Genomic DNA, 12,411 nt, shown 5'->3' with positions numbered 1-12,411 from the left:
CGCTCACCCATGCACGGCCCCCGTGTGTTCTCTGGTGGTGTCGTTCTCTTCGGCAGCCGGTTGCGGCTCGGCCGGAAGTTTGGTCCACGCGAGTGCCGACAGCAGGGTCGTGACCATGACGATTGGCATGCGCTGGCGAAGGATTAGGCCCACGTTTGCCATCGTCGTCGCGTACGCGAGGGTCGCCGGAAGCAGGAAGAGTGCCAGGATGAGCAGCAATCGCGGGTCCCGCCGCCACAGCCGCCGGGCCCCGATGGCGGCCATGACGAGCAGCACGTACCAGATCAGGGTCTCGATCTTGCCCAGCTGGAAGACGAGGCTGCCGTCCGCCCACGGGAACGGCGAGAAGACGGTGTAGAGCACCTTCGGGCCGAGGGCCGCCCAGGGATCGCCGCCGTCGGCGAAGACCACCCCGGACCCGCCGGCCGCGTTGGCGCCGCGCACCATCGCGGACTGCCCGCGGTCGAGTTGCTCCCGCATCACGTCCAGCGGCAGGTCCTGCAGCATGAGCAGCGCGGCCACCGCCGCCACCGCGCCGACGCCCATGACCCACTTCGAGCGCAGCAGCCCGACCGCCAGCGGCAGCGCGCACATGAACACCATGTACGGCCGCACATGCCAGAGCGCCCACAGCAGCGGCGCCAGCAGCAGCAGCTTGCGTACGTCGAAGCGGCGCAGATACGAGAGGATCAGATACAGACAGGACACCACGAGAAACGCGTTGATCCCGTCCTTGAACGTGTCAGACGTATGGAACAGGAACGACGGCATGTACGCGGTGAGCACCAGCAGCCGGAACGCCGCCCGCTCGTCCGCCCCCACCAGCCGCGCCGCCCGGTAGAGCACCACGCACAGCGCGCACGCCACCAGCCCGACCACGGCCGTGCAGGCCAGCGGCGCCGGGCCGCCGCAGACCATCATGACCAGGGCGAACAGGTTGCACGGCACGGCCACCGCGTGGAGCCTGCTCATCTCGGCCGCGGTGATGAAATGGAAGTCCGACAGCGACCAGTACTGGGCGATCTCGCCGGCCCAGGCCTCGTAGGTGAGGTTGTCGCCGCCGTACCCGAGCAGGTCGGTTCTGATCACCAGGACGTGCACGAGCAGCCGTACGGCCAGCGCCACCAGCAGGACCGGCAGCGCCCGCGCCGCCACCCGGCCCGGGAGGGCGGCCCTGACCAGCCAGGCGACCGCCACCGCCGCAATCAAGACGACCAGGAACTCCACGCGACCTCCTTGCACCGATGATCACGCTGAGTACTATCACGGTCATGCTCCGTAACACTTCGCGCCGTCCCGGGATGGTGGTGCAGCTCATCGGCCACCTCGGCCTGGGCGGGGCGGAACACCAGGTCGTCTTACTGGCCAGAGAGCTGAAGGCCAGGGGGGTGCGCACCGAGGTCCTGGTGATGTTCGGCGGCGGGCCCCGCGAGGCGCACCTGCGCTCGGCCGGCATCCCGGTGGTGGACCTGGGTTTCCGCACGTTCCTGCGGGACGGGTGGCGCGCGGTGCCGGCCCTGGTGCGGGGCAGCGCCCGGATGGTGCGGTACCTGCGGCGGACCCGCCCGGACGTGCTGCACGCGCATCTGTTCCAGTGCTACGTGGCCGCCGCCGCGCTGGCCCGGCCGGCCGGGGTGCGGGTGCTGGTGGCCGGCCGCCACACCGCGCCGGACCAGCACCGGCTGTCCGCGGCGATGCGCCTGCTGGACCGGCGGGCGAGCCGGCGGGCCGACTATCTGATCGCGGTCAGCCAGGAGCTGGCCCGGCAGGTCAGGACGGTGACGAGGACGCCCGCCGCCAAGATCGGAGTGGCCTACAACGGGCTGACGGCCGGAGCCTTCGCCCGGCACCAGCCCGCCGCCCTGGCCACCGAGCGGCCGGTGATCCTGGCGATCGGGAACCTGCACCGCTGGAAGGGCCACAGCGTGCTGGTCGGCGCGGCCGCCCTGCTGCGGCAGCGCGGCCTGGACTGCACGCTGGTGGTGCTCGGCGAGGGCCCGGAGCGGGAGTCGCTGACCCGGCAGGCGCGGGCGTTCGGCCTGGACCTGCGACTGCCCGGCTCCCGGCCCGACGTGGGCCGCTGGCTGGCCAGGGCCGACGTGGTCGCCCATCCGTCGCTGTCGGAGCCGCTCGGGATCGCCGTCATGGAGGCCATGGCGGCCGGGGTGCCGGTGGCGGCCAGCGCGGTCGGCGGCATCCCGGAACTCCTGACGGGACGCGGCCTGCTGGTGCCGCCCGGCGACGCGGAGGCGCTGGCCGCGGCCCTGGAACGCCTGCTGCGCGACCCCGCGCGGGCCGGTGAACTGGCCGCCGCCGCGCGGGCCTGGAGCGTGGAGCACCTGCACGCCGGGGTGACCGTGGACCGGCATTTGAGCATCTATGGACAACTGCTGTCCGGCAGATAGAAAACACGATCATTGCGGTGCGCGGCCGGTCCACTACCCTGCGCGATATGCCGATCTTGACCAGGGCTCCGGCCCGTGTCCGCCGGGTCTGCCTCCTCATCGACCAGCTCGGGCGCGGCGGAACCGAGAAACAGCTGGTCCTGCTCGCCGGCGGCCTGAGTGAGCAGGGCGTCGACGTCACCGTGCTGGTCCTGTTCGAAGGCGGGCCGCGCGGGCGGGAGCTCCGCGACGCGGGCGTCCGGGTGCTCCGGCTCGGCCTGCGGCGGGTGGGCCGCGCGGCGGGGGCGCCGTGGGCGGCGGCGGGGAACGCGTGGGCGCTCGGGCGGCTGGTGGCGATGCTCCGCCGGGAGACCCCTGACGTGCTGCACACCTTTCTGACCAGGGGTTATCTGCTGGGGGTGCCCGCCGGGCGGCTGGCCGGGGTGCCGGTCGTGGTGTCCGGCCGCCGGAGTGCGGCCGTCCCCGCCGGGTTGCTGCGGAAGGCCGCCGTACGGGGGGTCAACCGGATGACGGACCTGGTCATCGCCAACGCGTACGCGGTGGCCAACCGGACGGCGCAGGCCGAGTCGCTGTCCTTGGGCAAGCTGGCCGTGGTCTACAACGGGCTGCCGGCCGCCGCCTTCGAACGGGTACGGCCGCTCCCGCTGGACGCCCCCGGGCCGGTGCTGGCGTGTGTGGCCAACCTGCGGCCGGAGAAGGGGCAGCGGGATCTGCTGGCGGCGGTGAGCCGTACGGGCGGGACGGTCGTGCTGGCCGGAGAGGGGCCCGAGCGGGAGGCGCTGGCGCGCGAGGCCGACCGGCTGGGGGTGGACTGCCGGTTCCTCGGCGCGATCGACGACGTGCGGCCGCTGCTGTACCGGGCCGACGCCGTCGTGCTGCCGTCGCTGGTGGAGGGGCTGAGCAACGCGGTCATGGAGGCGATGGCGGCCGGGCGGCCGGTGATCGCCACCGCGGTCGGCGGCACGCCCGAGCTGCTCGGCGGCTCGCCCCGGCGCGGCCTGCTGGTGCCGCCGAAGACCCCGGGCGCGCTGGCCCGGGTGATCTCCGAGGTGCTCGGCGGAGCACATCCCGGGCTCGGTGCGAACGCGCGCGCCTGGGCCCTGTCCTCGCTCGGCACCGATCAGCTGGTGGCCGAGCACATTCGCCTGTACGGAGAGCAACTGGAGCGGCTATGTGCGGAATAGCGGGACACATCTCCCCCACCGGGGCGGACCACGCGCTGGTCCGGCGCATGTGTGACGCGCTCACCCATCGCGGGCCCGACGGGGACGGCTACCACCGGGGCGAGATCGCCGGCCTCGGCATGCGCCGCCTGGCGATCATGGACGTGGCCGGCGGCGGCCAGCCGGTCCGCAACGAGCGCGGCGACGTCACGGCGGTGTTCAACGGCGAGCTCTACAACTTCCCGGAGCTGCGGGCCGAACTGCTGGCCAAGGGCCACCGGCTGGCCAGCTCCTCGGACTCGGAGCTCATCCCCCACCTGTACGAGGAGCACGGCGACGACCTGGTGCACCGGCTGCGCGGCATGTTCGCCTTCGCGCTCTGGGACGACGCCCGGCAGCGGCTGCTGCTGGCCAGGGACCGGGTCGGCAAGAAGCCGCTCTACTACCGCGACCACGAGGCGGCCCTGACCTTCGCCTCCGAACTGAAGGCCATGGACGTGCCGCGGACGGTGGACCTGACCGCGCTGCACCACTATCTGACATACAGGTATGTGCCCGCGCCGTACTCGATCCTGGCCGGGGTGCGGAAGCTGCCGCCCGGGCACCTGCTGGTCTGGCGGGCGGGCCGGACGGAGGTGCGCGGCTACTGGCGGCTGGACGCCTCGCCCCGGCCGGTGGGCGACGAGGCGAGCGAGGCGGAGCGGCTGCGGGAGCTGCTCCTGGACGCGACCCGGCGGCGGCTGGCCGGGGAACGCCCGGTGGGCGCGTTCCTGTCCGGCGGGCTGGACTCGGCCGCGGTGGTCGCCGCCATGTGCCGGGTCGGCGACGCGCCGGTGCGCACGTTCACCATCGGCTTCACCGACCCCCGCTTCGACGAGCGCGGCGCCGCCCGCGCGGTCGCCGCCCGGTACGGCACCGACCACCGCGACTACGTCATCACCCCGTCGGCCACCGAGTCCATCGCCGAGGTGGCCCGCCGCTTCGACGAGCCGTTCGCGGACGCCTCGGCCATCCCCAGCCTGTACGTGGCCCAGATGAGCAGCGAGCACGTGACCGTGGTGCTCAACGGCGACGGCGGCGACGAGTGCTTCGCCGGCTACCGGCGCCACCTGCTGATGAAGCGGCTGGACCGGATGCGGGCCCCCGGCGGTCTCGGCCGCTGCCTGGCCGCCGCCGGCGCCGCGCTGATCTCCCGCGGCTCCCCCGGCACGCTGCCGCGCCGGGCCGGGTGGGCGCTGCGCACGCTCGGCGAGCCGCCCGCCCGCCGGTACGCGGGCCTGATGACCTGCTTCGGCCACGAGGCCAAGCTCGCGCTCTACACGCCCGAGGTGGCCGCCGCGCTGGCGGGGCTGGACAGCGCCCGCCTGCTGGACGAGGCGTTCGCGGCCTCCCGCGCGCAGACCACGCTGGGCCGGGCCGTGGACGCCGACATCTCCACCTACCTTCCCGGGGACCTCCTGGTGAAGGCGGACATCAGCACCATGGCCCACTCCGTGGAGGCGCGCTCGCCCTTCCTCGACCACCATCTGATGGAGTGGGCGGCCGGGCTGCCGGACCGGTTCCGGGTCGGGCACGGCAGGACCAAGCACCTGCTGCGCACCGCCGTCGCGCCCTGGCTGCCGGCCGAGACGCTGGCCATGCCCAAGAAGGGCTTCGCGGTGCCGCTGGCCTCGTGGCTGCGTACCTCGCTGCGCGAGGTGGCGCACGACACGCTGACCGACCAGACCGCCCGCTCCCGGGGGATCTTCCGGCCGGACCTGGTGTCCCGGCTGCTCGCCGAGCACATGGCGGGCCGCGACCACGCCACCCACCTGTGGACGCTGCTCCAGCTGGAGCTCTGGCACCGTTCCGCCGACCGGCCCGCCGTACCCGTATGAGCGGCGCCCGTACGAGCAGTGCCCGCTGGAGCAGCAGGCGCCGGGCGCTGGACACCGCCGCCTGCCAGCTCCTGCGGCTGGGCCTGGCGGCGGTGACAGGGGTGCTGCTCGCCCGCGCGCTGCAACCGGAGAGCCGCGGCATGTACGCGGTGGTCGCCACCACGGCCGGCATCACCATCGAGATCGGCCACCTGTCCCTGCAGCAGTCCCAGATCGCCTTCTGGCCCGACGTCGCCAAACGGCGCGCGCTGCTGGCCAACGGCCTCTTCCTGGGACTGCTGCTGGGGTTGGTCTGCGCCGCCGTCGCCTTCGCCGCCAACCTGATGCTGCCGCTCGCCTCGCCCGAGCTGCTCGCGCTGGCGCTGCTCGCGGTGCCGTTCGGGGTGGCCGGGGTCAACCTCAACGGGATCATGCTGCTGCGCGCGCGGCAGCGCCTGGTCAACCGTGCCTGGGTGCTGACCGGGCTGACCCAATGCGTGCCGCTGCTCATTCTGATCGCCCTGGGCAAGGCGTCGGTGACGGCCGTGATCGTCTGCTGGGCGCTGTCCACGGCCGCGCCGTTCCTGCTGTTCGCCGCCGCGATCAAGCTGCGCTCGCTGCGCGGCCGGATGTGCCTGGCCCGCCGCCAGCTCGCCCTGGCCGGGCGCTACCACATCGGCCGTACGGCCTTCTATCTGCTGCTCACCGTGGACGTGCTGCTGCTCAGCGCCCTGGCCTCCCCGCGCGAGGCGGGCCTGTACACGGTCGCGGTGGCCGTGCTCTCGCTGGCCGCCGCCCCGGCGGAGGCCGTACGCCAGCTGAGCCTGGCGCGGCAGGCCGACGCGGACGGCGACGGCGCCCGCCTGGCCACCACCCGCGCCCTGCGCCTCAACCTGTTCGCCGTCACCGCCGTCGTCGCCGTCCTGGCCGCCGCCGCCCCGATCCTCATCCCCCTCGTGTACGGCCCCGCCTACGCGCCCAGCGTCGCCCCCCTGCTCGCGCTCGCCCCGGGCGCGATCATGCTCGCCCTGCTCAAACCGGTCGAACAGTTCCTGGTACGGCTCTCCCGCCCGATGACCATGACCGCCGTCGCGATCATCGGCCTGGGCGTGAACCTGGTGCTCAACGGGGTGCTGATCCCGCACTGGGGAGCGGTCGGCGCGGCGCTGTCCTCGACGGCCGCGTACACGCTGATCGCCGTGATCGAACTGACCTGGTTCGTCCGGGCGTCCCGGACCGCGCCGCGGGAGCTGGTGCCCCGGCGCGCCGACCTCGTACCCGCCCGGTCCGGCTAAACCATTCGGTGCCGCCGATGAAAATGACGGCAAAAGGCGCCGCATGATCGCGCGTGGCGCCGGGGGCGTTCATTCCGCCATCTCTACCGTCTCACTGGCACAGATATGACACGTCGAGCGAGTGTTCGGCAGAGGAGTCACCTTGGCTGCTATTGGCATGAACTATCTGGTAACCGGCGGCAGTGGTTTCATCGGGTCGCATTTGACCGATGCCCTGCTGGAGCGGGGTGATTCGGTGACGGTGCTCGACAACCTGTCCACCGGTCGCGCCGAGAACCTGCGCCATTCGGCCGCGCATCCGGCGCTCCGGGTGATCAACGGCTCCGTCCTGGACGAACTTGTCGTGGACGAGCTGGTGCACCAGTGCGATGTGGTGGTGCACCTCGCCGCCGCCGTCGGGGTGCAGCTGATCGTGGACCAGCCGCTGCGGTCGCTCACCACCAACATCCGCGGCTCCGAGATCGTCATCGGGGCCGCGCACCGGTACCGCCGGAAGATCCTGGTGGCCAGCACCAGCGAGATCTACGGCAAGAACGCGGGCGGGCCGCTGGCCGAGGACGCCGACCGGATCCTGGGCAGCACCTCCGTCTCCCGCTGGTCGTACAGCACCGCGAAGGCCGTGGACGAGATCATGGCCAACGCGTACTACCGGGAACGCGGCCTGCCGACCGTGGTGACCCGCCTGTTCAACACCGTCGGGCCCCGGCAGAGCCCCGCCTACGGCATGGTCGTCCCGCGCCTGGTCCGCCAGGCCCTCACCGGCCGCCCCCTCACCGTGTACGGCGACGGCACGCAGTCCCGGTGCTTCGTGCACGTGCTCGACGTGGTCGACGCGCTGCTGCGCCTGCTGGACGAGCCGCTGGCGGTCGGGCAGACCTTCAACGTCGGCTCCTCCGACGAGGTCACCATCCTGGAGCTGGCCAAGACGGTCATCGAGCTGACCCGGAGCACCTCCGGGGTGGAGATGATCCCCTACCACGAGGCGTACCAGAAGGGCTTCGAGGACATGACCCGGCGGGTGCCGGACAGCTCGCGGCTGCGGGCGCTGACCGGCTGGCGGCCGCAGCGCAACCTGGACGACATCCTGCTCGACACCATCACGGAGACCATGCGGGAGATGTCCCGCGGGCGGCAGGCGCAAGAGACGGGGACCGACCACCGGTGAGCCTCGCTGCGATTCTGGGGACGGTGGTGACGGCGGCGGTCATCGGAGCAGCCGCCACCGTTCCGGTCCGGCGTTTCGCGCTGTGGACGCGACTGACCGACCAGCCCGGCGGCCGCAAGGCGCACCGCCGCACCACCCCTTTCCTGGGCGGACTGGCCATCCTGGTCGCCACCCTGCCGCCGGTCGCCTTCCAGGCCGGCGACCCCGCGGTACGCGCCGTCATCCTGGGCGCGGCGGTGCTCGCCCTGGTCGGGCTCGTCGACGACCTCCGCCCGCTCGGCCCGCTGCCCCGGCTGCTGGTGGAGACGCTCGCCGCCCTCGCCGTGGTGTTCAACGGGGTGCAGGCCCCGGTCACCGGCACCTGGCTGGACATCCCGCTGACCACGGTCTGGATCGTGGTCGTCACCAACTCCTACAACCTGCTCGACAACATGGACGGCGCGCTCAGCGCGATCGCCGTCGTCACCGGCGGCATGCTGGCCGTCGTCGCGTACCTCGCGGGCGCGCCCGCGGCCGCCGTCATCCCGCTGGCGCTGGCCGGCGCCTGCGGCGGATTCCTGGTGCACAACTGGACCCCGGCGCGGATCTTCATGGGCGACTGCGGGTCCCTGTTCATCGGCTTCGCCCTCGCGTGCTCCGCCGTGCTCGTCTTCGACACGCCGGGACAGGCGCCGGCGGGGCTGCTGCTGGTCACCTTCGTGGCCACCGTGGACACCTGCGTGGTGCTGATCTCCCGGCGCCGGGCGGGGCGCTCGCCGCTGTCCGGCGGCACCGACCACGTCTCCCACCGGCTGCGGCTGCTCGGCCTGACCGTCTCCGAGACGGTCCTCGCGCTCGCCGCGGTCACCGCACTGACCTGCGGCCTGGCCTGCGCGGTGGCCGCGCAGGCGCTGGCCCCCCTCATCGCCTTCGCCCTGGCCCTCGGCTCGGGCGTGACCATCGTCGTCCTGATGCAGCGTGTGGACGCCTATCCGGCCACCCGCCCCGCATTGCAACCCTCAAGGCGGTAACCCTTTGGAACTTCTCTCCTACCTGCGGCTGGCCCGCAGGAGCTGGTGGCTGATGGCCCTCGCGGCGGGCACGGGCGCCGGGGGCGCGATGCTCGTGACCCAGCAGATGCCCGAGCGGTACGCCGCCACGGTGTCGATGCTCGTGTCCGCCGAGGACGACGAATCCACCACGGCCGGGGCGTACCAGGCCAACCTGCTGTCGCAGCAGCGGGTCAAGTCGTACGCGAACCTGATCGGCAGCCGCCGGGTCGTCGCGGCCGTCGCGGAGCCGGAGGGGATCGCGGCCGACGTGCTGGCCAGGCACGTGAAGGCGGAGGCCGTACCCGACACGGTCCTGCTCAAGGCCACGGTGACGGACGGCGACCCGATCAGGGCCGCGCGCATGGCCAACGCGGTCGGGCAGGAGCTGACCGAGCTGATCGACGAGATCGAGCGCCCGGAGAAGGACGGCAAGTCCAGCATCAAGGTGACGATCGTCGACAAGGCGGTCACGCCGGACCGGCCGGTCAGCCCGCGCCCCCTGGTCAACCTGTCCATCGGCGTGCTGCTCAGCCTGCTCGCCTCCGGCTCGATGATCGTCCTGTACGACCGGCTCGACACCACCGTGAAGACCCCGGAAGATCTGCAGGACGCCACCCGGGGCCCGGTGCTCGGCGTGGTCGGCTTCGAGAAGGACGCCAAGCAGTACCCGCTGATCGTGCGGGAGAACGGCAACTCCACCCGGGCCGAGGCGTTCCGGGCGGTCCGCACCAACCTGCAGTTCGTCGGGATCGACGAGAAACCGCGCTCGCTGGTGGTCACCAGCTGCCTGCCGAGCGAGGGCAAGTCCTCCACCTCGGTCAACCTGGCCATCGCGCTGGCCCAGGCCGGGTGGCGGGTGCTGCTGGTGGACGCGGACCTGCGCCGCCCGAGCGTGCCCGACTACCTGGGCATCGAGGGCGCGATCGGGCTCACCAACGTGCTGATCGGCACCGCGACGGTGAGCGACGCCCTGCAGACCTGGGGCGAGGACCCGATCGACGTGCTGACCAGTGGCCCCATCCCGCCCAACCCGAGCGAACTGCTCAGCTCCTACCAGATGCGGCAGCTGCTCGCCGAGGTCCGCAAGTCCTACGACATGGTGATCGTCGACGCGCCGCCGCTGCTGCCCGTCACCGACGCCGCCACCCTGGCCGCCGTCGTGGACGGGGTGCTGCTGGTGGCCCGCAGCGCCAAGACCCAGCACGACCACCTGGTACGCGCCAGGACCCAGCTCGACTCGGTGAACGGCCACCTGATCGGGTCGATCCTCAACTTCACGCCCGTGAAGTCGGCCGGCGTCTACGGCTACGACTACAACTACGAACCGGTCCAGACGCCGGCGGGGGTCTAGCTCCGGTCCCCGCCGCTCTCCGTGCCGCCGGCCAGCAGGCGCAGCGGCACGGAGAGCTCGGCCGCGATCCGCCGGCCCACCGCGCGGTAGACCCTGCCCGACCGCCCGATCGGATCGATCACGTCGGGGTCCGCCACCCGCACCACCCCCCGCCGCGCCGTCGCCTCGGCCAGCAGCGCCCGGCCGCGCTCCCCGACCTCCAGGAACCGTGTCACCAGCGCCTCCGGGACCGCCCGGACCAGCGCGCCGAACTCCCCGATGGTGAACACCCGGCCCATCGACGCGGGCACCCGCGTCACCACCTCGGCCCGGTGCCGCCGCGTCGCGGTCAGCACCAGATCGGCCTCCTCCACCATCTCCGCCCCGAGCGGGCGGGACACGAACTCCCCCGCCTCGGTGCCCAGCAGGCGCAGCACCTCCCGCGCGCCGGCGCTGATCGGCACCCCCGCCACCGTACGGGTGCCCGCGCTGCCCACCTCGACTCCCGGGACCGCCGCGAGGGCGGTGCGCGTCAGGCATTCCGCGATAGGCGAGCGGCAGATATTGCCCGTGCAGACGTACAGCACCCGAAACCCCATCCGAGAAGGTTATGGCTCGGCCCGGCCGCCGCCCGGTTCCCGACTCCGGGGTTTTACCTGCTCGTTTACGTGGGGGCTGGGGCCGTACGATTCCGGTGTGGGCTATTCGGTGTTTCTCCAGCGCTTTCGTGGCGGGGATGCGGCGCGGGTCGACGGCGCCAGGCTCTGGGAGTTATTACAGCCGTGCGTTTATGAGAAGAATGAGGATTCTGTTCGTATTCGCACGCCGGATGGCGGAGAAGCCGACATCCACGGGCGTACGGAGGGGCTCATGGTCACCCGCTTCTCCGCCGGAGAGGTCACCGACCTGCTGGTCCGCCTGGCCCACGAACTCGACTTGGTGATCATGCCGCAGGATCTCCCCGCCTTACTGGTCCGCGAGAGCCAGCGCAGGCACCTCCCCGAAGACCTCGCCGGCGACGCCCTCGTCATCGAGACGGGCGCCGACCTCACCGAAGCGCTCCCCCTCGCATGAACGACCTGACCGTCCGGCGCGCCACCCCGCTGGACGCGGACGCCCTGACCGCCCTCGACCCGGTCGCCGGACACGACGGCGGCGAGCGGCGAGCGAGCATCGGACGCTGGTGCCGCCGGGGATCGGCCCTCCTCGCGGAGACCGGAGCCGGACCGGCCGGCTACTGCGTCCTGGAGTACACCTTCTTCGAGCAGGGCTTCGTGACCATGCTCATGGTGGCCGAACCGGCCCGGGGCCGCGGCGTCGGCGCACGACTGCTGCGCGCGGCGGCGGACTCCTGCCGGACCCCGAAGCTGTTCACCTCGGCGAACCTCTCCAACCACCCCATGCAGCGGCTGCTCCAGCGGACCGGCTGGCAACCGGCGGGCCTGGTGCACGGCCTCGACGACGGCGACCCCGAGGTCTTCTACCTGCTGCCCCGCTGAACGCTCACGGCCGCCGCATGATCCACGTGGGCACGGGCTCCGCCAGGGTGCCCACGACCTCCCACCCGGCCCTGCGGTACACCTCCACGTTGCCGGGACTGCCGGTCTCCAGAACCGCCGGAAGTCCCTCCGCGGCGGCGCGGAGCAGTCCCTCCCGCATGACGGCATGCCCCCAGCGGCGGCCCGCGCTGTCCGGATGGGTGCCCAGAACCCCGAGGTACCAGAAGGGGACGGCAGGCAACGCGGCGTGCACGGCCTGGTCGTACGCGCGGACTCGTTCCAGCACGTCACCCGGGAGATGCGCGGCCAGATACCCGTCCGCCAGCCCATCCCCGTCCCCGGGAGGCTCCCACATCGCGACGGAGGCGCCGCCCTGAACCGTCCAGATCGTCTTCTTGTGTACGCGCTTGTCGAAGAGGTTCCCGAAGAAGACGGCGGCATACCGCGGAAAGCTCACCGGGTCGGGAAACAGGTGCCGCAGGGTGGGGTCCCCGGTGAACGCGGCCACCAGCGTACGGACGACCCGGGCCCGGTCCGCCGGGGAGGCGACGGTGATCTCAGGCGTTGTCACAGCATCTGACCGTATCGGACGGCAGTGTGAACGGAGAAAAGGGTGCCCCGCGACGGATCGCGGGGCACCCCAGGGTTGAGGACCGGAGTCCTCCTT

The 12,411-nt window shown here is 72.4% G+C and carries 12 protein-coding genes; 9 read left to right on the top strand and 3 right to left on the bottom strand.

Annotation, left to right across the window (positions count from 1 at the left end; translation table 11 throughout):
* Positions 1-3: 3 nt before the first annotated feature.
* Entirely contained in the window at positions 4-1,227 is a 1,224-nt protein-coding gene (locus Aph01nite_RS11485; protein ID WP_204040806.1) for a hypothetical protein, read from the bottom strand.
* 44 nt (positions 1,228-1,271) lie between these two features.
* Here Aph01nite_RS11485 and Aph01nite_RS11480 point away from each other — a divergent pair, with 44 nt between their 5' ends.
* The 7 genes from Aph01nite_RS11480 to Aph01nite_RS11450 all read left to right on the top strand — a co-directional run bounded on the left by Aph01nite_RS11480 (position 1,272) and on the right by Aph01nite_RS11450 (position 10,266).
* Entirely contained in the window at positions 1,272-2,405 is a 1,134-nt protein-coding gene (locus Aph01nite_RS11480; protein WP_204040805.1) for a glycosyltransferase, read from the top strand.
* A gap of 47 nt (positions 2,406-2,452) precedes the next feature.
* Positions 2,453-3,589: a glycosyltransferase gene (locus Aph01nite_RS11475; protein ID WP_204040804.1), complete on the top strand. Its 1,137-nt coding sequence runs from the start codon at positions 2,453-2,455 to the stop codon at positions 3,587-3,589.
* Positions 3,577-5,445: an asparagine synthase (glutamine-hydrolyzing) gene (gene asnB, locus Aph01nite_RS11470; RefSeq protein ID WP_204040803.1), complete on the top strand. Its 1,869-nt coding sequence runs from the start codon at positions 3,577-3,579 to the stop codon at positions 5,443-5,445. The genes Aph01nite_RS11475 and asnB overlap by 13 nt, the downstream gene beginning before the upstream one ends.
* A complete protein-coding gene (locus Aph01nite_RS11465; RefSeq protein ID WP_204040802.1) occupies positions 5,442-6,719 on the top strand; it encodes a lipopolysaccharide biosynthesis protein in 1,278 nt (425 codons plus the stop codon). Before asnB ends, Aph01nite_RS11465 begins: the two co-directional genes overlap by 4 nt.
* A gap of 157 nt (positions 6,720-6,876) precedes the next feature.
* Positions 6,877-7,884 (top strand): NAD-dependent epimerase/dehydratase family protein, encoded by a 1,008-nt coding sequence (locus Aph01nite_RS11460; protein ID WP_204040801.1) that lies wholly within the window; start codon positions 6,877-6,879, stop codon positions 7,882-7,884.
* Positions 7,881-8,894 (top strand): glycosyltransferase family 4 protein, encoded by a 1,014-nt coding sequence (locus tag Aph01nite_RS11455; RefSeq protein WP_204040800.1) that lies wholly within the window; start codon positions 7,881-7,883, stop codon positions 8,892-8,894. Before Aph01nite_RS11460 ends, Aph01nite_RS11455 begins: the two co-directional genes overlap by 4 nt.
* A gap of 4 nt (positions 8,895-8,898) precedes the next feature.
* A complete protein-coding gene (locus tag Aph01nite_RS11450; RefSeq protein WP_204040799.1) occupies positions 8,899-10,266 on the top strand; it encodes a tyrosine-protein kinase domain-containing protein in 1,368 nt (455 codons plus the stop codon).
* Here Aph01nite_RS11450 and Aph01nite_RS11445 read toward each other — a convergent pair.
* Positions 10,263-10,844 (bottom strand): arsenate reductase/protein-tyrosine-phosphatase family protein, encoded by a 582-nt coding sequence (locus Aph01nite_RS11445; protein ID WP_204040798.1) that lies wholly within the window; start codon positions 10,842-10,844, stop codon positions 10,263-10,265. The two genes, Aph01nite_RS11450 and Aph01nite_RS11445, sit on opposite strands and share 4 nt — an antisense overlap.
* A 97-nt stretch (positions 10,845-10,941) precedes the next feature.
* Here Aph01nite_RS11445 and Aph01nite_RS11440 point away from each other — a divergent pair, with 97 nt between their 5' ends.
* Together Aph01nite_RS11440 and Aph01nite_RS11435 are read left to right on the top strand one after the other, a co-directional pair.
* Entirely contained in the window at positions 10,942-11,319 is a 378-nt protein-coding gene (locus Aph01nite_RS11440; RefSeq protein WP_204040797.1) for a hypothetical protein, read from the top strand.
* Positions 11,316-11,744, top strand: a complete 429-nt coding sequence (locus tag Aph01nite_RS11435) for a GNAT family N-acetyltransferase (protein WP_204040796.1) — start codon at positions 11,316-11,318, stop codon at positions 11,742-11,744. The genes Aph01nite_RS11440 and Aph01nite_RS11435 overlap by 4 nt, the downstream gene beginning before the upstream one ends.
* Positions 11,745-11,748: 4 nt before the next feature.
* Here the strand turns inward: Aph01nite_RS11435 and Aph01nite_RS11430 are convergent, their stop codons facing one another.
* Positions 11,749-12,315, bottom strand: a complete 567-nt coding sequence (locus Aph01nite_RS11430) for a GNAT family N-acetyltransferase (RefSeq protein WP_204040795.1) — start codon at positions 12,313-12,315, stop codon at positions 11,749-11,751.
* Positions 12,316-12,411 lie beyond the last annotated feature (96 nt).

Origin of the sequence: Acrocarpospora phusangensis, from assembly GCF_016862995.1 — a bacterium.
GTDB classification, from domain to species: Bacteria; Actinomycetota; Actinomycetes; order Streptosporangiales; family Streptosporangiaceae; genus Acrocarpospora; species Acrocarpospora phusangensis.
The sequence above is the reverse complement of the archived record's forward strand: the minus strand, read 5'-3'. Positions and strand labels throughout refer to the sequence as shown.

Bases quoted from the DNA above. Each gene is read 5' to 3' on its own strand.
- Aph01nite_RS11480 (WP_204040805.1), top strand. From the start codon at position 1,272: ATGCTCCGTAACACTTCGCGCCGTCCCGGGATGGTGGTGCAGCTCATC.
- Aph01nite_RS11475 (WP_204040804.1), top strand. From the start codon at position 2,453: ATGCCGATCTTGACCAGGGCTCCGGCCCGTGTCCGCCGGGTCTGCCTC.
- asnB (WP_204040803.1), top strand. From the start codon at position 3,577: ATGTGCGGAATAGCGGGACACATCTCCCCCACCGGGGCGGACCACGCG.
- Aph01nite_RS11465 (WP_204040802.1), top strand. From the start codon at position 5,442: ATGAGCGGCGCCCGTACGAGCAGTGCCCGCTGGAGCAGCAGGCGCCGG.
- Aph01nite_RS11460 (WP_204040801.1), top strand. From the start codon at position 6,877: ATGAACTATCTGGTAACCGGCGGCAGTGGTTTCATCGGGTCGCATTTG.
- Aph01nite_RS11445 (WP_204040798.1), bottom strand. From the start codon at position 10,844: ATGGGGTTTCGGGTGCTGTACGTCTGCACGGGCAATATCTGCCGCTCG.
- Aph01nite_RS11435 (WP_204040796.1), top strand. From the start codon at position 11,316: ATGAACGACCTGACCGTCCGGCGCGCCACCCCGCTGGACGCGGACGCC.